The sequence below is a fragment of the Nannocystis pusilla genome (assembly GCF_026626665.1).
Classification (GTDB): Bacteria; Myxococcota_A; Polyangia; order Nannocystales; family Nannocystaceae; genus Nannocystis; species Nannocystis pusilla.
This window is the reverse complement of sequence record NZ_JAPNKE010000002.1, coordinates 9,624,317-9,646,983: the sequence shown is the minus strand read 5'-3', so window position 1 is coordinate 9,646,983 and position 22,667 is coordinate 9,624,317. Positions and strand designations below refer to the sequence as shown.

The 22,667-nt window shown below is 66.9% G+C and carries 21 protein-coding genes, 1 tRNA gene and 4 pseudogenes; all 26 read right to left on the bottom strand.

What is annotated here, in order from left to right:
* The 26 genes and pseudogenes from rplX to rpmG all read right to left on the bottom strand — a co-directional run bounded on the left by rplX (position 1) and on the right by rpmG (position 22,592).
* Positions 1–318 carry a 50S ribosomal protein L24 gene (gene rplX / locus OV079_RS42715; protein WP_267705158.1) on the bottom strand — a complete coding sequence of 106 codons (318 nt, stop codon included), beginning with the start codon at positions 316–318 and terminating at the stop codon, positions 1–3.
* Positions 318–686, bottom strand: a complete 369-nt coding sequence (rplN, locus tag OV079_RS42710; protein ID WP_224192998.1) for a 50S ribosomal protein L14 — start codon at positions 684–686, stop codon at positions 318–320. The genes rplX and rplN overlap by 1 nt, the downstream gene beginning before the upstream one ends.
* Positions 683–970, bottom strand: coding sequence for a 30S ribosomal protein S17 (gene rpsQ / locus OV079_RS42705; protein ID WP_096328179.1), 288 nt, complete (start codon positions 968–970; stop codon positions 683–685). The genes rplN and rpsQ overlap by 4 nt, the downstream gene beginning before the upstream one ends.
* Positions 971–973: 3 nt before the next feature.
* Positions 974–1,180 carry a 50S ribosomal protein L29 gene (gene rpmC, locus OV079_RS42700; RefSeq protein WP_267682455.1) on the bottom strand — a complete coding sequence of 69 codons (207 nt, stop codon included), beginning with the start codon at positions 1,178–1,180 and terminating at the stop codon, positions 974–976.
* Complete coding sequence (rplP, locus tag OV079_RS42695) at positions 1,177–1,593, bottom strand: 50S ribosomal protein L16 (protein ID WP_267705160.1); 417 nt, start codon at positions 1,591–1,593, stop codon at positions 1,177–1,179. The genes rpmC and rplP overlap by 4 nt, the downstream gene beginning before the upstream one ends.
* Before the next feature lie 15 nt (positions 1,594–1,608).
* Positions 1,609–2,281 (bottom strand): annotated as a pseudogene (gene rpsC / locus OV079_RS42690) (30S ribosomal protein S3).
* Entirely contained in the window at positions 2,281–2,616 is a 336-nt protein-coding gene (gene rplV, locus OV079_RS42685; protein WP_096328183.1) for a 50S ribosomal protein L22, read from the bottom strand. The pseudogene rpsC and the gene rplV overlap by 1 nt, the downstream one beginning before the upstream one ends.
* Positions 2,617–2,630: 14 nt before the next feature.
* Positions 2,631–2,909 (bottom strand): 30S ribosomal protein S19, encoded by a 279-nt coding sequence (gene rpsS, locus OV079_RS42680; RefSeq protein ID WP_267775471.1) that lies wholly within the window; start codon positions 2,907–2,909, stop codon positions 2,631–2,633.
* Positions 2,910–2,912: 3 nt separating this feature from the next.
* Complete coding sequence (gene rplB / locus OV079_RS42675) at positions 2,913–3,737, bottom strand: 50S ribosomal protein L2 (RefSeq protein ID WP_267775469.1); 825 nt, start codon at positions 3,735–3,737, stop codon at positions 2,913–2,915.
* 11 nt (positions 3,738–3,748) lie between these two features.
* Positions 3,749–4,048 carry a 50S ribosomal protein L23 gene (rplW, locus tag OV079_RS42670; protein WP_096328186.1) on the bottom strand — a complete coding sequence of 100 codons (300 nt, stop codon included), beginning with the start codon at positions 4,046–4,048 and terminating at the stop codon, positions 3,749–3,751.
* Entirely contained in the window at positions 4,045–4,698 is a 654-nt protein-coding gene (rplD, locus tag OV079_RS42665) for a 50S ribosomal protein L4 (protein WP_267775468.1), read from the bottom strand. The genes rplW and rplD overlap by 4 nt, the downstream gene beginning before the upstream one ends.
* Before the next feature lie 6 nt (positions 4,699–4,704).
* On the bottom strand, positions 4,705–5,013 hold the full coding sequence (gene rpsJ, locus OV079_RS42660; protein WP_096328188.1) for a 30S ribosomal protein S10: 309 nt from the start codon (positions 5,011–5,013) through the stop codon (positions 4,705–4,707).
* 41 nt (positions 5,014–5,054) lie between these two features.
* The gene (gene tuf, locus OV079_RS42655; protein ID WP_267775467.1) at positions 5,055–6,254 is read right to left on the bottom strand and encodes an elongation factor Tu; all 1,200 of its coding nucleotides are present in this window, start codon (positions 6,252–6,254) and stop codon (positions 5,055–5,057) included.
* Positions 6,255–6,359: 105 nt separating this feature from the next.
* A pseudogene (fusA, locus tag OV079_RS59540) lies at positions 6,360–8,487 on the bottom strand (elongation factor G).
* Positions 8,488–8,768: 281 nt separating this feature from the next.
* Positions 8,769–9,257: a 30S ribosomal protein S7 gene (rpsG, locus tag OV079_RS42645; protein WP_267682461.1), complete on the bottom strand. Its 489-nt coding sequence runs from the start codon at positions 9,255–9,257 to the stop codon at positions 8,769–8,771.
* An 18-nt stretch (positions 9,258–9,275) separates the two neighbouring features.
* Positions 9,276–9,647, bottom strand: coding sequence for a 30S ribosomal protein S12 (gene rpsL, locus OV079_RS42640; protein WP_096328192.1), 372 nt, complete (start codon positions 9,645–9,647; stop codon positions 9,276–9,278).
* 364 nt (positions 9,648–10,011) lie between these two features.
* A complete protein-coding gene (rpoC, locus tag OV079_RS42635; protein WP_267775466.1) occupies positions 10,012–14,214 on the bottom strand; it encodes a DNA-directed RNA polymerase subunit beta' in 4,203 nt (1,400 codons plus the stop codon).
* A 96-nt stretch (positions 14,215–14,310) separates the two neighbouring features.
* A pseudogene (gene rpoB, locus OV079_RS42630) lies at positions 14,311–18,423 on the bottom strand (DNA-directed RNA polymerase subunit beta); the annotation flags it as partial.
* Positions 18,424–18,698: 275 nt separating this feature from the next.
* Positions 18,699–19,090: pseudogene (rplL, locus tag OV079_RS42625) on the bottom strand (50S ribosomal protein L7/L12).
* A gap of 63 nt (positions 19,091–19,153) precedes the next feature.
* Positions 19,154–19,678 carry a 50S ribosomal protein L10 gene (gene rplJ / locus OV079_RS42620; protein WP_267775464.1) on the bottom strand — a complete coding sequence of 175 codons (525 nt, stop codon included), beginning with the start codon at positions 19,676–19,678 and terminating at the stop codon, positions 19,154–19,156.
* Between the two features lie 231 nt (positions 19,679–19,909).
* Positions 19,910–20,611 carry a 50S ribosomal protein L1 gene (gene rplA / locus OV079_RS42615; RefSeq protein ID WP_267705182.1) on the bottom strand — a complete coding sequence of 234 codons (702 nt, stop codon included), beginning with the start codon at positions 20,609–20,611 and terminating at the stop codon, positions 19,910–19,912.
* Between the two features lie 126 nt (positions 20,612–20,737).
* Complete coding sequence (gene rplK, locus OV079_RS42610; protein ID WP_267775463.1) at positions 20,738–21,178, bottom strand: 50S ribosomal protein L11; 441 nt, start codon at positions 21,176–21,178, stop codon at positions 20,738–20,740.
* Between the two features lie 130 nt (positions 21,179–21,308).
* Positions 21,309–21,845 (bottom strand): transcription termination/antitermination protein NusG, encoded by a 537-nt coding sequence (gene nusG, locus OV079_RS42605; RefSeq protein WP_224192981.1) that lies wholly within the window; start codon positions 21,843–21,845, stop codon positions 21,309–21,311.
* A gap of 21 nt (positions 21,846–21,866) precedes the next feature.
* A complete protein-coding gene (secE, locus tag OV079_RS42600; protein ID WP_267775462.1) occupies positions 21,867–22,205 on the bottom strand; it encodes a preprotein translocase subunit SecE in 339 nt (112 codons plus the stop codon).
* A gap of 136 nt (positions 22,206–22,341) precedes the next feature.
* Positions 22,342–22,414, bottom strand: a tRNA-Trp gene (locus OV079_RS42595).
* 16 nt (positions 22,415–22,430) lie between these two features.
* Complete coding sequence (rpmG, locus tag OV079_RS42590) at positions 22,431–22,592, bottom strand: 50S ribosomal protein L33 (protein ID WP_267705188.1); 162 nt, start codon at positions 22,590–22,592, stop codon at positions 22,431–22,433.
* Positions 22,593–22,667 lie beyond the last annotated feature (75 nt).

Here is a 22,667-nt window from a genome sequence, read left to right as displayed (position 1 = left end):
TTACTTGTCGATCTGCTCGCCCGACTTGACCGCGACGCGGACCTTGCGGCCGTCATCGAGGACCTGGAAGCGCACCCGCGTCGGGTCGCCCGACTGCGGATCCGCGAGCATCACGTTGGAGAGGTGGACGGGGGCCTCGCGCTTCACGATGCCGCCCTGGGGGTTCTCTTTGCCGGGCTTGACGTGCTTGGTGACGACGTTGACACCCTGCACGACCACTCGGTCGGTCTCGGGCACCACTCGCAGCACCTTGCCGCGACGACCCTTGTGCTTTCCGGCGATGACGACGACCTCGTCGCCCGAACGAATCCGCTGCATCACAGCACCTCCGGCGCCAGCGAGATGATCTTGAGGTAGTTCTTCTGCCGCAGCTCGCGCGCCACGGGCCCGAAGATGCGGGTGCCGATCGGCTGCTTCTGCGCGTCGATGAGGACGGCGCTGTTGGTGTCGAAGCGGATCACGCTGCCGTCGACGCGACGCACGCCCTTGCGCGTGCGGACGATGACGGCCTTCATGACCGAGCCCTTCTTCACCTTGCTGTTCGGCAGCGCGTCGCGGACCGAGACGACGATGATGTCGCCGATGGTCGCGTAGCGGCGCTTCGAGCCGCCCAGCACCTTGATGCAGAACAGCTTGCGCGCGCCCGAGTTGTCGGCCACGTCGAGGACGGACTGGACCTGAATCATACGAGCGTCGCTTTCTCCACGATCGCCTGGAGCGCCCAGCGCTTCTCGCGGGACAGGGGCCGGCAGCTGACGATGCGAACAACATCGCCGACCTTGGCCTGGTTGGTCTCGTCATGCGCCTTGTAGCGCAGCCGCTCGCTGACGTACTTGCGGTAGCGGGGGTGCTTGAAGCGCCGCTGCACCTGGACGACGATGGTCTTGTCCATCTTGTCCGACACGACGGTGCCCGTGAGGACCCGGCGCTGGCGCGTCTCGGTCTCGGTGGTGGTGTCTTGCTCAGTCATGGCTCATGCCTCTCCCGCGATGCCGCGAGCGCGCTCGTGGAGGACGGTCTTGATGCGGGCGATGTCGCGGCGCAGCGCGCCGAACTGGGCGAAGTTGGTGGCCCGCTGGGTCGCCTTGGCGACGCTCAGGCGGACGAGCTTGTCGCGAAGCTGGCCCTCGAGCTCGGTGAGCTCTTCGGTGGTCTTCTCGCGGAGTTCGAGCGCTTTCACAGGGCAGTGTCCCTTCGGATGAAGCGGGTCTTGATCGGCAGCTTGTGGTGGGCGCGGAGGAACGCCTCGCGGGCGAGCTCCTCGGTGACACCCTCGATCTCGTAGAGGACGCGGCCGGGGCGGACAACGGCGACCCAGAAGTCCGGGGCGCCCTTGCCCTTACCCATGCGGGTCTCGGCCGGCTTGCGCGAGACGGGCTTGTCCGGGAACACCCGGATGTAGAGCTTGCCGCCGCGCTTGACGTGGCGGTTGATCGCAATACGAGCGGCCTCGATCTGGCGCGCGGTCAGCCACCCGCACTCGACGGTCTGCAGGCCGAAGTCGCCGAAGGAGACCTCCGACCCGCCCTTGGCCTGGCCGGCCATGTGGCCCTTTTGGACCTTGCGGTACTTGACTCTGGATGGGGAGAGCATGTTGGGATGCCTCGCTTACTTCTGGGGCCGCGGGAAGCGCGGGTCGTTCTGTTGCGTGGCGCGCTGGCCGTAGACCTCGCCCTTGAAGATCCAGCACTTCACGCCGATCGCACCGGCGGTCGTGTGGGCCTCGGCGAAGCCGTAGTCGATGTCGGCGCGCAGGGTGTGCAGCGGCACGCCACCGGCGCGGTAGGTCTCGCGGCGCGACATCTCGGCGCCGGCCAGGCGGCCCGAAGCGGCGACGCGGATGCCCTTGGCGCCGAACTTCATGGCGGTCTGCATGGCCCGCTTGAGCGCGCGGCGGAAGGCGATGCGGCGCTCGAGCTGCTGGGCGATGTTCTCGGCCACCAGCTGCGTTGGTCTCGGCCTTGCGGACCTCCTGGATGTTCAGGAACACCTCGGACTCGGTCAGGCGGGAGACCTTCTTCTTCAGGCCCTCGACGCCGGCGCCGCGCTTGCCGATGATGATGCCGGGGCGCGCCGAGAAGATGTTGATCTTCAGCTTGTTGGCGGCCCGCTCGATCGTGATGTCGGCGATGCTGGCGGCGTAGAGCTCCTTCTTCAGGAAGCGCCGGATCTTCAGGTCCTCATGCAGCCACTGGCGGTAGCGCGTGTGCTCGAACCACTTCGAGCCCCAGGTGCGGACGATGCCGATGCGGAAGCCGATCGGATGTGTTTTCTGTCCCATTAGCTGCGAACCTCCGCCACCTCGAGGTGGATGTGGCTGGTCTTCTTGAGGATCCGATTGGCGCGGCCCATCGCCCGCGGGCGCCAGCGCTTGAGCGTCGGGCCCTGATCGACGGTCACCTTGGTGACGACGAGGTTGTCGACGTTGACGTCGCCGGTGTCTTCGGCGTTGGCGACCGCGGACACGAGCAGCTTGAAGAACTGCTTGGCGCCCGACTTGTGCAAGAAGCGAAGGTCGTCGATGGCGCGGGCGACCTGCTTGCCGCGGATCAGGTTGGCGATGATCCGGGCCTTTCGCGGGGTGATGCGCGCGTGGCTGAGACGTGCGATGGCCATGGGTACCTCGGTGATTACTTCTTCGTGGCCTTGCGGTCGCCGGAGTGACCACGGAAGGTACGGGTCGGGGCGAACTCGCCGAGCTTGTGCCCGACCATGTTCTCGGTGATGAAGATGGGGATCCACTTGTGACCGTTGTGGACCATCACGTTCGCGCCGACGAACTGCGGCAGGATCGTGGAGCGGCGCGACCAGGTCTTGACCACGCGCCGGCTGCCCTCCTTGAGGGCGACTTCGATCTTCTCGACCAGGTGGGAGTCCGCGAACGGGCCCTTCTTGATGGAGCGTGCCATGCGTTACTTCTTCCTACGGGAGACGATGAAGACGTCGGTGCGCTTGTTGTGCCGCGTGCGGTAGCCCTTCGACAGGATGCCCCACGGCGAGCAGGGGTGCCGGCCGCCGGAGGTGCGGCCCTCGCCGCCGCCCATCGGGTGGTCGACCGGGTTCATGGTGACGCCGCGGTTGTGCGGACGGATGCCGAGCCAGCGGGTGCGGCCGGCCTTGCCGAGGCTGACGCGGCTGTGGTCGCCGTTGCTCAGCGTGCCGACGGTGGCGCGGCAGTCGATGTGGACGCGACGAACCTCGCCGGAGGGCAGACGGACCTGCGTCCAGTCGCCCTCGCGCGCCATCAGCTGGGCGCCCGAGCCGGCGGTGCGCACCAGCTGGCCGCCCTTGCCGATCTTGATCTCGAGGTTGTGGATGATGGTGCCGACCGGGATGTTGCGCAGCGGGAGGCTGTTGCCCGGCTTGATGTCGGCAGCCTGGTCGCTGATCACCGAGTCGCCGACCTTCAGACCCTCGGGGGCGAGGATGTAGCGCTTCTCGCCGTCGGCGTAGTTGATGAGCGCGATGAAGGTGGTGCGGTTCGGGTCGTACTCGACCGTCGCGACCTTGCCCGGCACGCCGAACTTGTCGCGCTTGAAGTCGATGACGCGGTACAGCTGCTTGTGACCGCCGCCGCGGAAGCGCGAGGTCTTGCGGCCGTAGTTGTTGCGCCCGGTGTGGCGGTCGATCTTCTCGACCAGCGCCCGGTGCGGCTCGCTCGCCGTCACCTGGTCGCGGGTGTTGACGCTCATGCCGCGTCGGCCCGGGGAGGTCGGCCTGTAGACTTTAATGCCCATGGTGCGCTCCTTCAGCCCTTGTCGGCTTGATCTCCGTAGAGGTCGATCGAGTCACCGGGGTGAACGGTGACGATCGCCTTCTTCCACGACCGCTGCTTGCCGGTGAACTTGCCGACTCGGCGGAGGTCGCCGCGCACGACCATGGTGCGCACGTCCCGGACGCGGACGCCGAACACCAGCTCGACGGCCTTGCGGATCTCGATCTTGTTCGCGGCCTTGGCGACCTCGAACACGTAGTGGTTGTGGCGGCCCTGCACGTCGGTCGACTTCTCGGTGACGACCGGGCGGACGATGATCTGCTGCGGGGTCATGCGACCTCCTTCGGGGCGTCGGACTTGGTGCCCGACAGACGGGCCTCGACCGCGCGCAGCGAGGTCTCCGAGATCAGCAGCTTGGGGAAGCGCAGGATGTCGTAGACGTTGAGGCCGCGGACGTCGAGGAAGCTCGCCGCTGCCAGGTTGCGCGTGCTGAGACGCAGGTTCTTGTTGTCGCCGGCGTCGACCAGCAGGGCCTTCGGCGCGCCGAGAGTGGTCAGCGCCTGGGCGATGGTCTTGGTCTTGACGGCCTCGAGCTGCAGGTCGCGGATGACGATCAGGTCGCCCTTCGAGGCCCGCACGGTCAGAGCGGTGCGCAGCGCGCTCGCCATGACCTTCTTGTTGACGTGGAAGGCGTAGTTGCGCGGCTTGGGCCCGAACACCTGGCCGCCACCGCGGAAGATGTTGGCGCGGCGCGAGCCGTGACGGGCGCCGCCGGTGCCCTTCTGCTTGTGCAGCTTCTTGCCGGTGATGGAGACCTCGGCGCGGGTCTGGGTCGAGTGCGTACCGGCGCGGCGAGCCGCCCGCTGGTAGCGCACGACCTCCCACAGGAGGTGCTCACGCACGGGGACGGCGAACACCGCGTCGGCGACGTCGATCTCGCCGACCTGAGCGCCCGTGAGGTCTTTGACGATGAGCTTGGCCATGGTGCCTCAGGTCTTGATCTCGACGTCCACGCCCGCCGAGAGGTCGAGCTTCATCAGCGCGTCGAGGGTCTGCTTGTTCGGTTCAAGGATGTCGAGCAGCCGCTTGTGGGTGCGGATCTCGAACTGCTCGCGCGACTTCTTGTCGATGAAGGGGCTGCGCAGGACCGTGTACTTGTTGATCTTGGTGGGCAGCGGGATCGGGCCCGCGACCGTCGCGCCGGTGCGGCGGGCGGTCTCGGCGATCTCGCTGGCCGACTGGTCGAGCAGCTTGTGGTCGAAGGCTTTGAGCCGGATGCGAATCTTGAGCGTGTCCACGGCGATATCCCTTGGTCTTTGCCGGCGTACTCGAGCGAGCTCTACTCGAGGATCTTGGTGACGACGCCGGCGCCGACGGTCTTGCCACCCTCGCGGATGGCGAACTTCAGGCCCTCTTCGCAGGCGATCGTGCTGTGCAGCTCGACGGTGATCTCGATGTTGTCACCGGGCATCACCATCTCGACGCCCTCGGGCAGCGTCACCGAGCCCGTCACGTCCGTCGTGCGGAAGTAGAACTGCGGCCGGTAGCCCTTGAAGAACGGCGTGTGACGGCCGCCCTCCTCCTTCTTCAGCACGTACACCGTCGCCTTGAACTTCTTGTGCGGGGTGATCGTGCCCGGCTTGCAGAGCACCTGGCCGCGCTCCACGCCCTCGCGGTCGATGCCGCGGATCAGCAGGCCGACGTTGTCGCCCGCCTGACCCTGATCGAGCAGCTTGCGGAACATCTCGACGCCGGTCACCGTGGTCTTCTGCGTGTCGCGCAGACCGACGATCTGAACCTCGTCGCCGACCTTGATGATGCCGCGCTCGACGCGACCCGTCGTCACCGTGCCGCGGCCCGAGATCGTGAACACGTCCTCGACCGGCATCAGGAACGGCTTGTCCAGCTCGCGCACCGGCTGCGGGATGAACGAGTCGCACGCGTCCATCAGCTCCCAGATGCACTTCGCGTCCGGGTGATCCCACGACGGCGCGTTCAGGGCCTTCAGCGCGCTGCCACGGGTGATCGGGACGTTGTCGCCGTCGAACTGGTACTTCGACAGCAGCTCGCGCAGCTCCACCTCGACCAGCTCCAGCATCTCCTCGTCGCCGGCGCCGATCATGTCGCACTTGTTCAGGAACACCACGATCGCCGGGATGCCCACCTGACGCCCGAGCAGGATGTGCTCACGCGTCTGCGGCATCGGACCGTCCGGCGCCGACACGACGAGGATCGCCCCGTCCATCTGCGCCGCGCCCGTGATCATGTTCTTGATGTAGTCCGCGTGACCGGGGCAATCCACGTGCGCGTAGTGCCGCGCGTTCGACTCGTACTCCACGTGCGCCGTCGAGATCGTGATGCCGCGCGCCCGCTCCTCGGGCGCCTTGTCGATCATGTCGTAGCCCTTGAACTCCGCCTGTCCCTTCAGGCTCAGCACCTTCGTGATCGCCGCCGTCAGCGTCGTCTTCCCGTGGTCGACATGGCCGATCGTGCCGATGTTCACGTGGGGCTTGTTCCGTACGAATGTTTCCTTCGCCATGGCTGTGCTTCGCTCAGTGAGGGGTGTTGGAGTCTGAGGGGCGGGATCTACCAGCTAGTCAAGGATTGGAAAAGCCCGATCGCGTCGCCTGAGTGAGAGAAACCGCTAATATCCGCGGGCGCGGGTGACGATCTCAGCCTGCCGGTCGCTCGGGACCTCGGCGTAGTGGCTGAAGTGCATCGTGTAGCTCGCCCGGCCCTGGGTGGCCGAACGAAGCGCCGTAGCATACCCGACCATCTCGGCGAGGGGAACTTCCGCGTCGATGACCTGAAGCCCGCGGAGGGGCTCCATGCCCTGCACACGGCCGCGGCGGCCGCCCAGGTCGTTGACCACGTGTCCGGTGAAGTCCTCGGGGACCTCGACTTCGACCTTCATCATCGGCTCGAGCAGGCGGGGGCCGGCCTTCTCGAAGGCCTCCATGAGGCCCATGGTGGCAGCCGCCCGAAGCTCACGGCGGTCGAGTCGCCCTCGACGTAGGCGCCGTCCTTCAGCCGAACCTCGACGTCGACCAGCGGGTAGCCGAGCAGCGGGCCGCGGGTCAGGGCATCGGTGGCGCCCTCGCGGACCGCCGCGATCATGTCGGGCAGCAGCTTGGGCGGCTCGAGCTTCTGGCCGCGCTCGCGGACCGGCTCGGGGATGAGGTTGACGAACGAATTGCCGGCGCCGCGCTCGCGCGGGACCACCTCGAGGACGATCCGGGCGTACTGCCGCTTGCCGCCGATCTCCCGGTCGTACTCGATGGGATGGGTCAACAGCTGGCCGACCGTCTCGCGGTAGGCGACCTGCGGCTTGCCGACGTTGCTCGGGACGCGCGCCTCACGGGCGATGCGGTCGACGATGATCTCCAGGTGCAGCTCGCCCTGCCCGCCCATCAGCGTCTGGCCCGAATCGGGGTCGACCCGCACGGTGAAGCTGGGGTCCTCGCGCTGCATCCGCTCGAGCGCCTCGGTCAGCGCCGCCTGGTCGGCGGTCGCCTTGGCCTCGATCGCGCGGAAAATCACGGGCTCGGGGATCTCCAGGCCCGGCAAGATCACCTGCTCGCGGTCGGTCGCCAGGACCACCGTGTCGCCGGTGGTCGTGAAGCGGAGCCGACGGCGGCGGCGATGTTGCCGGCCGAAACCTCGTCGATCTCCTGCATCTTGTTGGCGTGGACCTGCAGGAGCTTGTTGACCCGCTCCTTGCGATCGCGCGTGACGTTCTGGATCTGCTCCTTGACCTTGAGCACGCCCGAGTAGACGCGCAGGAACACCAGCGGGCCGCGGTGCGGGTCGTGGACGACCTTGAACGCCAGCGCAAGCAGCGGCTCCTCGGCCGCCGCGTGCCGCTGGACCTCGCCGTCGTCGGCCTTGCGGCGGGCGACCACGGGCGGCATGTCGAGCGGCGACGGCAGGAAGTCGATGACGGCGTCCAGCAGCGGCTGGATGCCCTTGTTCTTGAGCGCCGTGCCGCACAGCACGGCGACGCCCTTGTTGGCGATCGTCGCCCGGCGCAGGCCGGCCTTGAGCAGGTCGAGCGGGACGCCCGCGGCACCTGTCTCGAGGAACACGTTCATCGTCTCGTCGTCGACCTCGGCCACCGACTCGACCAGCGCCTCGCGGGCCAGGACCGCCTCGGTGTGCAGCTCGTGCTCCTCGGTCACCGACTTGCGCGTGAGCTGAGTGCCGCTGTCGTCGGTCCAGACGATCTCCTCCATGGTGAGGAGGTCGACGACGCCGGTGAAAGCCGACTCGAGGCCGTTGGGGATCTGCACGACCATGGGGTGGGCGTGCAGGACGGACTTCATCATCTCGACGGTGCGGTCGAGCGTGGCGCCGACGCGGTCCATCTTGTTGACGAAGGCGATCCGCGGGACGCGGTAGCGCTCGGCCTGCCGCCACACCGTCTCGGTCTGCGGCTGCACGCCGGCGACGGCGTCGAACACGGCCACGGCGCCGTCGAGCACGCGGAGCGAGCGCTCGACCTCGATCGTGAAGTCGACGTGCCCGGGGGTGTCGATCAGGTTGATCCGGTGACCGCGCCAGAAGCAGGTGGTCGCCGCGGAGGTGATCGTGATGCCACGCTCCTGCTCCTGCTCCATGAAGTCCATGACGGTGTTGCCGTCGTGGACCTCACCCATCTTGTGCGAGATCCCCGTGTAGAAGAGCACGCGTTCCGTCGTCGTGGTCTTCCCGGCATCGATGTGGGCCATGATGCCGATGTCTCGGATGGCCGCGATGTCGTTGGAGGATTGCATGGCACGAGGGGGGAGCCGTTTCGGGAACGACACGAGGGCCGCTCCGCCGGCCATCCGTCTCCACAAACTCGGGAGGGGTTATGGCAGGCGAGGGGCCCGGCTCGGGATCTGCTGCGAGGGGACCAGTGGTCCGATCGCGGGGCAGAATCGAGGGTTGTCGCGCTCTTGTCGGCTCGGGTCAGTGGGTCATCGGCGGGTGGCCCGCGAAGGGGCCGGACATCCGGAGCTGAAGGAGAGGAGAGAAGATCGAACGGCCCGCGCGGGACGAGCCGTGAAGTCGACTACCAGCGGTAGTGGGCGAAGGCCTTGTTGGCCTCGGCCATCTTGTGCGTGTCTTCGCGCTTCTTGACGGCGCCGCCGCGGTTCTGGGCCGCGTCGAGCATCTCGTTGGCGAGGCGCTCGCGCATGGTCTTCTCGGGCCGCGAGCGAGCGAAGCCGATCAGCCAGCGGTACGCCAGGGCCTGGCCGCGCTCGGGGCGGACCTCGATCGGGACCTGGTAGTTGGAGCCGCCGACGCGACGCGAGCGGACCTCGAGGCGCGGGAAGACGTTGGAGATCGCCTTCTCGAACACCTTGACCGGGTCGTCCTTGGTGCGCTCGGAGATGATGTCGAAGGCGCCGAAGACGATCTTCTCGGCGATCGACTTCTTGCCGGCGCGCATGATGCCGCAGATGAACTTGTGAATGTTCCGGTTCACGTCCACGGGGTGGTCGGTGTACCGGATGTCGTTCTGCGGGCGCTTCCGCGTGGTGATACCTTTGCGCGACATGGTCGTCCTTCTAAGTCACTACTTGGGGCGCTTGGCGCCGTACTTGGAGCGCCGCTGGCGACGGCCGTTGACGCCGGTGGTGTCGAGGGTGCCGCGCACGACGTGGTAGCGGACGCCGGGGAGGTCCTTCACGCGACCGCCGCGGATCAGCACCATCGAGTGCTCCTGCAGGTTGTGACCCTCGCCCGGGATGTACGTGGTCACTTCCATGCCGTTGGTGAGACGGACGCGAGCGACCTTGCGGAGCGCAGAGTTCGGCTTCTTCGGCGTGCAGGTGTACACGCGGACGCACACGCCGCGCTTCTGCGGGCAACCGCGCAGCGCCGGAGCCGTCGTCTTCTTCTTCTGCAGTTCGCGTCCCTTGCGGACAAGCTGATTGATCGTCGGCATGCGCCGTGAAGCCTTTCCAGAATTCGGGCCGGGCTCAGGCCCGGAGAGCCGTGGTGGGTTTCGCAAGGTCCGAGCCCGGAGAGTCGGACCTGTTCGCTTTTGCCCCCTGCGGCTGGGGGGCTGTTTATATAGGGGGGCGCCAGCCAGATCAAGCATCGCCGCCGGCGGGGCGCGGGGGGCCGGACCGCCGTCCGAACCCCTCAGAGCGAGGAGGAACGGCCTGGAGTGCGAATCCAGGCCCGGGCTGTGGGGGCGGGGCACGCGTCGCGCGTGTGCTGCCGCAGGGGTGTGATCGGGAGATCTGCTCCCCGCCCCTCCCACGGACGGGAGTCGGCGCATCCTGCGCCGACCCCGTCGAGACGCATCAGTCCTGCACGTTGATGAGGTCGCGCTCGTTGGAGCGACGCGCGACCGGCTCGGCGTTCGGGTCGTGCTGCGCCTGGTCGTCCGAGACCATGTGCAGGCGATCGTAGACCGTGAGGCCGGTACCGGCGGGGATCAGCCGGCCCATGATCACGTTCTCCTTGAGGCCGCGCAGGAAGTCGATCTTGCCCTGCAGGGCCGCCTCGGTGAGCACCTTGGTGGTCTCCTGGAACGACGAGGCGCTGATGAAGCTCTCGGTCGACAGCGAGGCCTTGGTGATGCCGAGCAGCAGCGCCTGGCCGGTCGCCGGCGTGCCGCCGAGCGCCGCGACGCGCTGGTTCTCTTGCTGGAAGATCTGCCGCTCGACGTGATCGTCGGCCAGGAAGTTGGTGTCGCCCGGATCCTTGATCCGCACGCGCCGCATCATCTGCCGGACGATCGTCTCGATGTGCTTGTCGTTGATCTTCACGCCCTGCAGTCGGTAGACCTCCTGGATCTCGTCGAGCAGGTAGGTCGCCAGCGCCTTCTCGCCGAGCACCGCGAGGATGTCGTGCGGGTTGGCCGGGCCGTCCATCAACTTCTCGCCGGCGCGGACGCGGTCGCCCTCGCGCACGAGCAGGTGGCGGACCTTGGGTACCAGGTACTCCTTCGGGTCGCCGTGCTCGGCGGTGACGATGATGCGCCGCTTGCCGCCCTTGTCCTTGCCGAAGCTGACGACGCCGTCGATCTCCGAGATGATCGCGTGGTCCTTCGGCGTGCGCGCCTCGAACAGCTCGACGACGCGCGGCAGACCGCCCGTGATGTCCTTCGTCTTGGTCGACTCGCGCGGCAGCTTGGCGATGACGTCGCCGGCGACCACCTTCGTGCCCTCGGTGAGGGTGAAGGCCGCGCCGACCGGGAGGAAGTAGCGCGCCTCGTGCTTGCCGTGGACGCGGATGACCTCGCCGTCGTCGTTCTTGATGACGAAGCGCGGGCGCGCGTCGGGGTCACGGCTCTCCTGCACGACCATGCTCGAGTGCTGGGTGCTCTCGTCGACCCGCACCGCCATGGTCACGCCTTCGATGATGTCGCCGTACTCGACGGTGCCGGTGACCTCGACGATGATCGGCAGGGTGAACGGGTCCCACTCGGCCATCAGCTGGCCGGCCTTGACCACCTCGCCGTCCTTGACCCGCAGCTTGGCGCCGTAGACCAGGTCGTAGCGCTCGCGCGGGCGGCCCTTCTCGTCGAGGAGGTTGAGCTGCGCGTGGCGGTTCATGACGACCGAGTACTGGCCGTCCTTGTCCTCGCGGCCGGTCGTGAGCTCGATGTCCTCGAGCTTGACGGTGCCGCCGAAGCGGGCCGCCAGTTGCGACTGCTCGGCGGTGATGTTACCGACGCCGCCGATGTGGAACGTGCGCATCGTCAGCTGCGTGCCGGGCTCGCCGATCGACTGGGCGGCGATGATGCCGACCGCCTCGCCGACGTCGACCATGTTGCCGCGGGCCAGGTCGCGCCCGTAGCACTTGGCGCAGATGCCCCGGAGCGCCTCGCAGGTGAGCACGCTGCGGATCCGCACCGACTGGATGCCGGCGTCGTCGACCTGACGCGCGCGCGTCTCGTCGATGAGATCGCCCTCGGCGATGATCAGGTCGTCGGTGCCCGGACGGTACAGCGGCTCGAGCGCGACGCGGCCGAGGACGCGGTCCGCCAGGCGCTCGATGACCTCGCCCGACTCGACCAGCGCGGTCATGTCGAGGCCCTGGATCGTGCCGCAGTCGAACTCGGTGATCACGGCCTCCTGGGCGACGTCGACCAGGCGGCGGGTGAGGTAACCGGAGTTCGCGGTCTTGAGCGCGGTGTCGGCGAGGCCCTTGCGCGCGCCGTGCGTCGAGATGAAGTACTGGAGAACCGTGAGGCCCTCGCGGAAGTTGGTCGTGATCGGGAACTCGATGATCTCGCCCGAGGGACGAGCCATGAGGCCGCGCATGCCGGCGAGCTGGCGCATCTGCTGCCGCGAACCGCGGGCGCCCGAGTCGGCCATGATGTAGACCGAGTTGAACGACGGCTGCTTGACCTGCTTCCCGGTCCGCTCGTCGGTGAGGACGGCGGTCGAGATGCCCTCCATCATCGCGTTGGCGATCTGCTCGGAGACGTTCGCCCAGATGTCGATGATCTTGTTGTAGCGCTCGCCCGAGGTGATGAGGCCGTCGGCGTACTGCGCCATGATGCGCTTGACCTCGGTGGTCGCCTGCTGGAGCAGCTTCTTCTTGGCCTCGGGGATGACCATGTCATCCATGCAGATCGAGATGCCGGCCTTGGTCGCCTCGCTGTAGCCGGTGCTGCGCAGGTAGTCGGCCATCAGGACGGTGGCCTTCTGCCCGCACAGGCGGTAGCAGGTGTCGATCAGCTCGTTGAGCTCCTTCTTGCCCAGCGAGCGGTTGACCATCGAGAACGGGATCTTCTTGGGGATGCCGCCCTCGTACAGCAGGACGCGGCCGACGGTGCTGTCGAGCATCGGCTTGCCGGGCTCCATGCGCACGCGGACGCGGGCCTGCAGGTGCGCCGCGCCGTGGTCGTAGGCCATGCGCACCTCGGCCGGGGAGCCGAAGTGACCGATGAAGAAGCCGTCCTGGGCCGGGTTCTCGTTGACGCCGCCGTGGGCGAAGGCCCGCTCGCGCGTCATGTAGTAGAGGCCGAGGACGATGTCCTGCGACGGGACGATGATCGGCCGGCCGTGCGCGGGGCTGAGGATGTTGTTGGTCGACATCATCAGCACGCGCGCCTCCATCTGCGACTCGATGCAGAGCGGGAGGTGAACGGCCATCTGGTCGCCGTCGAAGTCGGCGTTGAAGGCGGTGCAGACCAGCGGGTGCAGCTGGATCGCCTTGCCCTCGATGAGCACCGGCTCGAACGCCTGGATGCCGAGGCGGTGGAGCGTCGGCGCGCGGTTGAGCAGCAGCGGGTGCTCCTTGATCACCTCGTCGAGGATGTCCCAGACCTCCGGGGCCTCCTTCTCGACCATCCGCTTGGCGCTCTTGATGGTGGTGACGAGCCCCTGCGCCTCGAGCCGGTTGTAGATGAACGGCTTGAACAGCTCGAGCGCCATCTTCTTGGGGATGCCGACCTCGTGCAGGCGCAGCTCGGGCCCTACGACGATGACGCTACGACCCGAGTAGTCGACGCGCTTGCCGAGCAGGTTCTGGCGGAACCGGCCCGACTTGCCGCGCAGCATGTCGGACAGCGACTTCAGCGGGCGCTTGTTGGGGCCCGTGATCGTCTTGCCGCGGCGGCCGTTGTCGAACAGCGCGTCGACGGCCTCCTGCAGCATGCGCTTCTCGTTGCGGATGATGATCTCCGGCGCGGCCAGCTCCTGCAGGCGCTTGAGCCGGTTGTTGCGGTTGATCACCCGGCGGTACAGGTCGTTGAGGTCGGAGCTGGCGAAGCGGCCGCCGTCGAGCGGGACGAGCGGGCGCAGGTCGGGCGGCAGCACCGGCACGACCTCGAGCATCATCCACTCGGGCTTGTTGCCGCTGTTGCGGAAGGCCTCGACCACGCGCAGGCGCTTGGCCGCCTTCTTGCGCTTGGCCTCGCTGGTGGCGCCGGCGATCTCCGCCCGCAGGTTGCGGGCCTCGACCACCGGGTCGATGCGCGACAACAGCTCCTTGATCGCCTCGGCGCCCATGCCGGCGTTGAACGCCTCGGGGCCGAGCTCCTCCATCAGCTGGTCGAAGCGCTCCTCGCTGAGCAGCTCGCGCTCCTCGAGCCCGGAGTCCTTCGGGTCGATGACGATGTAGGCCTCGCAGTAGAGGACCTTCTCGAGCTTGGTCAGCGGGATGTCGAGGATGTTGCCGATGCGCGACGGCAGGCTCTTGAGGAACCAGATGTGCGCGACCGGAGTCGCCAGGTCGATGTGACCCGCGCGCTCACGCCGGACCTTGGAGTGGATGACCTCGACGCCGCACTTCTCGCACACGACCCCGCGGTGCTTCATGCGCTTGTACTTGCCGCAGAGGCACTCGTAGTCCTTGATGGGCCCGAAGATCTTGGCGCAGAACAGGCCGTCGCGCTCGGGCTTGAAGGTCCGGTAGTTGATCGTCTCGGGGTTCTTGACCTCCCCGTACGACCAGTCGCGGATGACCTTCGGCGAGGCGACGCCGATCCGGAGCGCGTTGAAGTAGGTGGCCTCTTTCTGCTTCTCGAAGAAACTGAAGATGTCTCTCATGGCCGTGTCTCCTTGTTCGCTTTCTCCGGGTGATTACTCCGCCGCCGACATCGCCTCGCGGGAGACGCCAGTGACCACGCCCGTCTCCGCGTTGACGTCGACGAGCTCGATGTTCAGGCACAGGGCCTGCAGCTCCTTGAGGAGCACGTTGAACGACTCGGGCACGCCCGGCTGCATGGTCGGCTGGCCCTTGACGATGGACTCGTACATCCGCATGCGGCCGACGACGTCGTCCGACTTGACGGTGAGCAGCTCCTGCAGCGCGTAGGCGGCGCCGTAGGCCTCGAGCGCCCAGACCTCCATCTCGCCGAGGCGCTGGCCGCCGAACTGGGCCTTGCCGCCGAGCGGCTGCTGCGTCACGAGCGAGTACGGGCCGATGCTGCGGGCGTGGATCTTGTCGTCCACGAGGTGGTGCAGCTTGAGCATGTACATGATGCCGACGGTGACGTTCTCCTCGAACGCTTCGCCGGTGCGGCCGTCGAACAGGATCGCCTGGCCGCTCTCGGGCACGCCGGCCTTGTTGAGGGTGCCCTTGACCTCGGTCTCGAGCGCGCCGTCGAACACCGGCGTGGCCATGTGGACGCCGCGCCGCAGCTTGTCGGCGAAGCGGATCACGTCGTCGTCGCCGAGACTGTCGATGAAGCGCTGGGCCTCCTTGGTCTCGTAGATCTTCTTCAGCTGGGTGCGCAGGACCTCGGGCGAGAACTTGGTCTGCATGTAGCGGTCGATCTGCTGCCCGAGCTCGTAGGCGGCCCACCCGAGGTGGACCTCGAGGATCTGGCCGACGTTCATGCGCGACGGCACGCCGAGCGGGTTGAGCACGATGTCGACCGGGCTGCCGTCCTCGAGGTACGGCAGGTCCTCGATCGGCAGGATCCGCGAGATCACGCCCTTGTTGCCGTGGCGGCCGGCCATCTTGTCGCCGACCTGCAGCTTGCGCTTGATGGCGACGTAGACCTTGACCATCTTGATGACGCCGGGCGGCAGCTCGTCGCCCTTGGTCAGCTTGGCGATCTTCTCGCGGTAGATGGTCTCGATCTCGTCGAGGTCCTTCTCGAGGCGGCGGGCCAGAGCCTCGACGACCTCGGTGTCCTCGGCGGTGGTGAGCGAGAACCGGCCCCACTCGCCGCGCGGCACGTCGGCCAGGTTGGCCTCGGTGAGCACCACGCCGGCGGTGATGAGCTCGCGGCCGGCGTCGTCGACCAGCTTGGCCGCGGTGGTCTTGCCGACCAAGATCTCCTTCATCCGGTTGTAGTAGCCGTCGGACACGATGGCGACGTTGTCGCGCCGGTCCTGCATCAGCTTCTCGCGCTCGGCGTCCTCGATCTGCTGGGCGCGCGTGTCCTTCTCGACCGACTTGCGGGCGAACACCCGCGCGTCGATGACGATGCCGCTGACGCCCGGGGGCAGGCGCAGCGAGGTGTCACGCACGTCGCCGGCCTTCTCGCCGAAGATCGCGCGCAGCAGCTTCTCCTCGGGGCTGAGCTGGGTCTCGCCCTTCGGGGTGATCTTGCCGACCAGGATGTCGCCGGCCTTCACCTCGGCGCCGATGCGAGCGATGCCCGCCTCGTCGAGGTTGGCGAGCGCGTCCTCGCCGACGTTCGGGATGTCGCGCGTGATCTCTTCCTTGCCCAGCTTGGTGTCGCGGGCGACGCACTCGAACTCCTCGATGTGGATCGAGGTGTACACGTCCTCGCGGACGATGCGCTCCGACACGAGGATCGAGTCCTCGAAGTTGTAGCCCTGCCACGGCATGAACGCGACGACCACGTTCTGGCCGAGCGCCAGCTCGCCGCGCTCCGTCGCCGCGCCGTCGGCGATGACGTCGCCCTTCTTCACGCGGTCGCCGACGCGGACGATCGGCTTCTGGTTGAGCGCGGTGTTCTGGTTCGAGCGCTGGAACTTGGTCAGGTTGTAGATGTCGGGCTTGGCGCCGAGGATGCCGCGGTTCTCCTCGGTCTTGCCGGTGACCGGCTTGACGACGATGCGCGCGCCGTCGACCTGCTCGACCACGCCGTCGCGCAGGGCGACGACCGTCGAACCCGAGTCGCGGGCGACGTGCATCTCCATGCCGGTGCCGATCAGCGGGGCCGCGGTGCGCAGGCACGGGACGGCCTGGCGCTGCATGTTGGAGCCCATCAGCGCGCGGTTGGCGTCGTCGTGCTCGAGGAACGGGATCAGCGAGGCCGCGACCGAGACCAGCTGGCTCGGCGAGACGTCCATCAGCGTGACCGAGGCCGGGGCGACCGCCTCGAACTCGTCGTTGTGACGGACCTGGACCTGGTCGGCCAGCAGCTTGCCGTTGTCGTCGGTGACGGCGTTGGCCTGGGCGATGAAGTGGCCCTGCTCCTGCAGCGCCGAGTAGTAGTCGACGTCCGACGAGGCGACGCCGCCGTCGACGGTGCGGTACGGCGTCTCGATGAAGCCGAACTCGTTGATGCGCGCGTAGGTCGAGAGCGACGCGATGAGGCCGATGTTCGGACCTTCCGGCGTCTCGATCGGGCAGATGCGGCCGTAGTGGGTGTTGTGGACGTCGCGGACCTCGAAGCCGGCGCGCTCGCGCGTCAGGCCGCCCGGGCCGAGGGCCGACAAGCGGCGCTTGTGCGTGACCTCGGACAGCGGGTTGGTCTGGTCCATGAACTGGCTCAGCTGCGAGGACGCGAAGTACTCCTTCACGACCGCCGAGACCGGCTTGGCGTTGATCAGGTCGGCCGGCATGAGCGCGTCCATCTCCTGGGACATGCTCATGCGCTCCTTGATCGCCCGCTCCATGCGCACGAGGCCGATGCGGTACTGGTTCTCCATCAGCTCGCCGACGGCGCGCACGCGGCGGTTGCCGAGGTGGTCGATGTCGTCGATCTGGCCGCGGCCGTTGCGGAGCTCGACCAGGTACTTGACCGTCTCCATGATGTCGCGCTTCGTCAGCACGGTGGAGGTCAGGCTCTCCTCGAGGCCGAACTTGTGGTTCAGCTTGAGGCGGCCGACGGTCGACAGGTCGTAGCGCTCGGGCTTGAAGAACAGCGACTCGAACAGGGTCCGCGCCGTCTCGGCCGTCGGCGGGTCGCCGGGGCGGAGGCGGCGGTAGATCTCGAGCAGCGCCTCTTCGGGCGTGTGCAGCTTGTCCTGCAGCAGGGTGTTGCGCAGGTACGGGCCGACGTTGAAGTCGTCGATGAAGAGGATCTTGAAGCTCTTGATCTTGGCGTCGGCGAGGCGACGGACGTGCTCCTCGGTGAGGTCCTCGTTGCAGTTGAGGAGCACCTCGCCGGTGATCTCGTCGATCACGTCCTCGGCCGAGACCTTGCCCACCAGGCTCTCCGCGTCCATCGGCAGGGTGCGGATGCCCGACTGCCGCATGCGCTTGATGTTCGCCTTGGTGAACTTGCGGCCCTTGCGGACGATGACCTCGCCCGTCTCCGGGTCGCGGATGTCGTGCGAGGCGCGCTGACCGGCCAGCAGATCGAAGTCGATCGCGCGGGTCAGGACGCCGCCCTCCTCGATGTTGATCGTCTCCTTGTCGTAGAAGAAGTCGAGCAGATCGGGGGTGTTGTAGCCGAGCGCGCGCAGCAGCACGGTCGCGTGCAGCTTGCGCCGACGATCGATGCGGACGAAGATCGCGTCCTTGTGATCGAACTCGAAGTCGAGCCAGCTGCCGCGGTACGGGATGATGCGGGCCGAGAACAGCTTCTTGCCCGAGGCGTGGGTCTTGCCCTTGTCGTGGTCGAAGAACACACCGGGGGAGCGGTGCAGCTGCGACACGACCACGCGCTCGGTCCCGTTGATGATGAAGGTGCCGTGCGCCGTCATCAGCGGGATCTCACCGAAGTAGACTTCCTGCTCCTTGACGTCGCGGATCGACTGGGTGCCGGTCTCGTCGTCGACGTCCCACACCACCAGTCGCACCACCACCTTGATCGGCGCCGCGAACGTCATGCCGCGCGCGCGGCACTCGTCCTCGTCGTACTTGGGGCGGTCGAGGCTGTAGCTGACGAACTCGAGCGAGCTGGTCTCGCCGAAGTCCTTGATCGGGAACACGCTCTTGAAGACGGCCTGGAGCCCGATCTCCTCGCGGTTCTCCAGCGGCACGTCCCGCTGCAGGAACTTGTCGTACGACCGCTTCTGGATGTCGATGAGGTTGGGGACCTCGATGATGCGCTTGAGCTTTCCGAAGTTCTTGCGCACACGGAAGTTGTTCTGGATCATCGGTGGCATCGCGGTTCCTCAGGGGGACGAACTGCCGAGTGAGGCAGTGGAGCGGGCCGGCAGGTTGTCTAAGCGCTAAGCGAGGCAATTGCTCAAAACTTCGGGCCTTGCGGCTCGTGAGCCAGCGAGATCGCGAAGCGGCAAAAAGTACTCGAGAATCGATGTGAGCCAGGGCTCACGGGGGCGCGAAAATGCGCCATTACAAACGCGACATGTGCACGACGCGCAGGGGCTTCCCCCTGGCGCCGTACACGCCGGAGCAGCTTGGGCGGCGGGCCCTGAGATCACTTGATCTCGACCTCAGCGCCGGCCTCCTTGAGCGCTTCGCCATCTCCTCGGCCTCGGCCTTGGAGATGCCTTCCTTGATGTTGGCCGGGGCGCCCTCGACCAGGTCCTTGGCCTCCTTGAGGCCGAGGGCGAGGTTGAGCACGCGGACCGCCTTGATGACGTTGATCTTCTTGTCGCCGAAGCCCTTGAGCACGACCGTGAACTCGGTCTGCTCTTCCTTCTTCTCGGCGGCGGGAGCGGCACCACCGGCGGCGGGGCCAGCGGCGGCGACCGGCGCGGCGGCCGAGACGCCCCACTTGGTCTCGAGCTCCTTGACCAGGTTGGCGATCTCGATGACCGGAAGGTTGCTCAGGTAGTTGATGACTTGGTCGCGGGTGATGTCGGTCATGACGAATTCCTCGAAGTCTGTCGGTACAAACGGTGACGGGTTGATGGGGGACGAGCGCCGGCCTCAGGAGGCAGCGGCGAGCTGGTCCTTGCGGGCATTCAGGAGGTAGAGGAAGCTCTGCGGGCCGGCGTTCAGCACGCGGACGAAGCTGGTCGCCGGCGTGTTGAGCAGGGCCAGGAACTGCGCCTTGAGCTCGCGCGGCCCGGGCATGTCGGCGAGACGATTGACGCCGCCGGCGTCGAGCGTCTGACCGTCGATGATGCCGCCCTTGACCTTGAAGTTCTTGGCGTCCTTGGCGAAGTCACGCGCCACGCGAGCCGCTGCACCCGGGTCCTCCGGCGAGAACGCGATGCCGGTCATGCCCTTCAACAGGGCGGTGGCCGGCTCGTGCTTCGTCCCGGTCACCGCGTAGTGGATGACCGAGTTCTTGTAGACCTGGTAGCGGCAGTTGGCGTCGCGGAACTTGTTGCGGACGTCGCTGGCCTCGGCCACGGTGATCCCGGTGTAGTCGACCAGGATGAACGCGGACACGCCGCTCAGTTCGTCGCGGAGCTTCGCCGATTGTTCGTGTTTGCTCAGGGTGGGCATCTGTGGCTCGTCTCCTCGGCCCTCCGGGTGGAGGACCGCCGAGATGGAGGACGGACGACCCGTCCCCGCTTCCTCTCGTCGCTCGCTCCACTCTCGGCAGGCCGCTCTCGCGTTTACGGTCGGAAGGCCGACCACCTGCTGTCTTCGAGTGCGTGCGCCCTCGCGGGCGGCTGCATCACGTCACTACTGCGACAGACTTGGTGAACTCCTCGAATGAAAGTCCGGGTCGGCCTAGCGCTCGAGCAGCGCGGCGACCTCGTTGGTGTCGAGGCGGACCGACGGGCCCATCGTCGACGACAGCGCGATGCTCTTGAAGTACTTGCCCTTGGCCGTCGACGGCTTGAGGCGCTGCAGGGTGTCGAGCAGCGAGAGGATGTTCTCCCGCAGCTTGTCCGGCCCGAACGACATCTTGCCCACGGGCGCGTGGACGATGCCGGTCTTCTCGGTGCGGAACTCGATGCGACCGGCCTTGATCTCGCGGACAGCCCGGGCCACGTCCATGGTCACGGTGCCGACCTTGGGGTTGGGCATCAAGTTGCGGGGGCCGAGGATACGGCCGAGGCGGCCGACGAGGCCCATCATGTCGGGCGTGGCGATCGCGCTGTCGAACTCGAGCCAGTTCTCCTTGAGCACGCGGTCGACCAGGTCCTCGGCGCCGACGAAATCGGCGCCCGCCTCGCGCGCCTCGTTGGCCCGCTCGCCCTTGGCGAACACGACCACGCGCAGCGACTTGCCGGTGCCGTGCGGCAGGGCGCACGACGAGCGGATCATCTGGTCGGCGTGCTTCGGGTTGACGCCCAGGCGGGCCGCGACGTCGATCGTCTCGTCGAACTTGGTGAACTTCAGCTTCGGCAGCAGTTCGACCGCTTCGGCGAGGGTGTAACGCTTGTCGCGATCGACCAGCTTGCGGATCGCCTCGTACTTCTTGCCCATTGTCTCTTGCCCTTCCGGGGTCCCAACGGCCTTCACGGCCTCCCCCGGGGTTGTCCCGGCCCACGCGAGGCCGGGGCTCCTGCCCGCATGTCTTCAGGGACAGGAAGGAATTCTCGCCGCGAAAGCTCAGGCCTCGACGACGTCGATGCCCATCGAGCGCGCGGTGCCGGCGATGGTGCGCGCGGCGGCGTCGATCGAGGCGGCGTTCATGTCCTTGAACTTGTACTCGGCGATCTCGCGGACCTCGGCGGTCGTCAGCTTGCCGATCTTCTGCCGGTTCGGGACGCCCGAGCCGCCCTCGATCTTCGGGTTGGCCGCCTGCACCTTCTTCAACAACAAGATCGACGCCGGCGGGGTCTTGGTGATGAAGGTGAACGAACGGTCCGAGTAGACGGTGATGACCACCGGAATCACGAGGCCCTGGTCCTTCGCCGTGCGGGCGTTGAACTGCTTGCAGAACTCCATGATGTTGACGCCCTTGGAGCCGAGCGCAGGGCCGATCGGGGGCGCGGGATTCGCCAGTCCGGCCTTGATCTGGAGCTTGACGTACGCGGTTACCTTCTTCATGGCAGTTCTTCGTGACGAAAAGAGTGGGTCAGGTGGGCCGGTGCGACTGGCGCCGGCCTTCAGGGACCGTGAGCTTGACGCCGCTCACTGGGCGGGACAGGCGTGCTGGCTTGTCGCAGATCCGCCGGCGTTACACAACCGGCTCGACCTCGGAAAAGTCGACCTCGACGCGCGTCGGGCGGCCGAACAGCGACACCGACAGCCAGATCTTCTGCTTGTCGTTGTTGATCTCCTCCACCTCACCGGTGAAGTTGGCGAACGCCCCGCTGCGGACACGCACCTGCTGGCCGACCGAATACGTGATGTTCGGCACGACCTTCTCGACGGGCGCCTGCTCGTCCGGCGGCGCCTGGCCGAGCATGCGGTTCATCTCCGCCTTGCGCACCGGCTTCGGGTTCTGACCGCCGAGGAAACCGGTCACCTTCGGCGTGTTCTGGACCAGGTGCCAGCTCGCCTTGGTCAGGTCCATGCTGATGAAGATGTAACCGGGCAGAAGCTTGTTGGTCTTCTGGACGGTCTTCTTGCCGCTCCGGGTGGTCACCTTCTCCGAGGGGATCAAGATCTCCCCGAACTGCTCCTCGAGACCGGCATTCTTGATCCGATCCTCCAGGGCCTTCTTTACCGAGTTCTCGTAGCCCGAGAAGGTGTTGACGACGTACCACTCCATGAGAATTTGTGCCCCGATCCGTCAGAGAGCGTAGAGCCAGTCCGTCACGTTGGACCAGAACAGGTCCATCATCGCCAGGATGACGGAGCAGACGAGCGTGAGGACGACGACCACGATCGTGGCGACCCGCGTCTCCGCCTTGGTCGGCCACGTCACCTGCGAAACTTCGACGGCGACCTCGCTCACGAACGTGAACCAGCGCTTGTTCCGCCAGGCGATGAGGGCGCAGATCAGGGCGACGCCAGTGCCGATCGCCGAAGCGAGGTTCGGCGCCGGGCGACCGAGCTGCCGGGGCCAGTACGACCACAGCAACGCCCACATGTCCTCGGTGAGGTTGCTCAGGACGTACGCGAGCAGCAAAAAGCCCAGGAAAAACGCTGCGTGGGCCCACCGACTGGGGTCGAACTCACGGGCGACAACGAGCTTTCGATTGCGCGGCGGGGTCGTCATGGCAGGGGCTCAGAGTGTCCGAAGATCGGCCATCTCTGACAGGAAGCAGGGGGTGGGGGACTCGAACCCTCGGCCTGCGGATTTGGAGTCCGCTGCTCTACCAACTGAGCTAACCCCCTGTAAGAACCCACTCTCTTACTTGGTCTCCTTGTGATCCGCGTGCTTCCGGCAGTGGCGGCAGAACTTCTTGAGGACGACCTTCTCGGGCGTCGTCCGCTTGTTCTTGGTCGAAGAGTAATTGCGCCGCTTGCAGGTCTGGCACTCGAGCTGGATGATGATGCGGTTGCCGGCAGCCATGGGAGCCTCAACAGGCGAAGGGGTCCGGTTCTAGCAAGACCCGTTCCGGTTGACAAGTTCGAGCCCGGAGGCCGG

Excerpts from the sequence above, each read along its gene's own strand:
- rpsS (WP_267775471.1), bottom strand. The coding sequence starts at position 2,909 with ATGGCACGCTCCATCAAGAAGGGCCCGTTCGCGGACTCCCACCTGGTC.
- rplV (WP_096328183.1), bottom strand. The coding sequence starts at position 2,616 with ATGGCCATCGCACGTCTCAGCCACGCGCGCATCACCCCGCGAAAGGCC.
- rplK (WP_267775463.1), bottom strand. The coding sequence starts at position 21,178 with ATGAAGAAGGTAACCGCGTACGTCAAGCTCCAGATCAAGGCCGGACTG.
- rpsG (WP_267682461.1), bottom strand. The coding sequence starts at position 9,257 with ATGTCGCGCAAAGGTATCACCACGCGGAAGCGCCCGCAGAACGACATC.
- rpoC (WP_267775466.1), bottom strand. The coding sequence starts at position 14,214 with ATGAGAGACATCTTCAGTTTCTTCGAGAAGCAGAAAGAGGCCACCTAC.
- rplA (WP_267705182.1), bottom strand. The coding sequence starts at position 20,611 with ATGGGCAAGAAGTACGAGGCGATCCGCAAGCTGGTCGATCGCGACAAG.
- rplW (WP_096328186.1), bottom strand. The coding sequence starts at position 4,048 with ATGACCCCGCAGCAGATCATCGTCCGCCCGGTCGTCACCGAGAAGTCG.
- rpsQ (WP_096328179.1), bottom strand. The coding sequence starts at position 970 with ATGACTGAGCAAGACACCACCACCGAGACCGAGACGCGCCAGCGCCGG.
- rplN (WP_224192998.1), bottom strand. The coding sequence starts at position 686 with ATGATTCAGGTCCAGTCCGTCCTCGACGTGGCCGACAACTCGGGCGCG.
- rplB (WP_267775469.1), bottom strand. The coding sequence starts at position 3,737 with ATGGGCATTAAAGTCTACAGGCCGACCTCCCCGGGCCGACGCGGCATG.
- nusG (WP_224192981.1), bottom strand. The coding sequence starts at position 21,845 with ATGGAGTGGTACGTCGTCAACACCTTCTCGGGCTACGAGAACTCGGTA.
- rplJ (WP_267775464.1), bottom strand. The coding sequence starts at position 19,678 with ATGCCCACCCTGAGCAAACACGAACAATCGGCGAAGCTCCGCGACGAA.
- rplP (WP_267705160.1), bottom strand. The coding sequence starts at position 1,593 with ATGCTCTCCCCATCCAGAGTCAAGTACCGCAAGGTCCAAAAGGGCCAC.
- rpmG (WP_267705188.1), bottom strand. The coding sequence starts at position 22,592 with ATGGCTGCCGGCAACCGCATCATCATCCAGCTCGAGTGCCAGACCTGC.
- rpsL (WP_096328192.1), bottom strand. The coding sequence starts at position 9,647 with ATGCCGACGATCAATCAGCTTGTCCGCAAGGGACGCGAACTGCAGAAG.
- rplX (WP_267705158.1), bottom strand. The coding sequence starts at position 318 with ATGCAGCGGATTCGTTCGGGCGACGAGGTCGTCGTCATCGCCGGAAAG.
- tuf (WP_267775467.1), bottom strand. The coding sequence starts at position 6,254 with ATGGCGAAGGAAACATTCGTACGGAACAAGCCCCACGTGAACATCGGC.
- rplD (WP_267775468.1), bottom strand. The coding sequence starts at position 4,698 with ATGGCCAAGCTCATCGTCAAAGACCTCACGGGCGCTCAGGTCGGCGAG.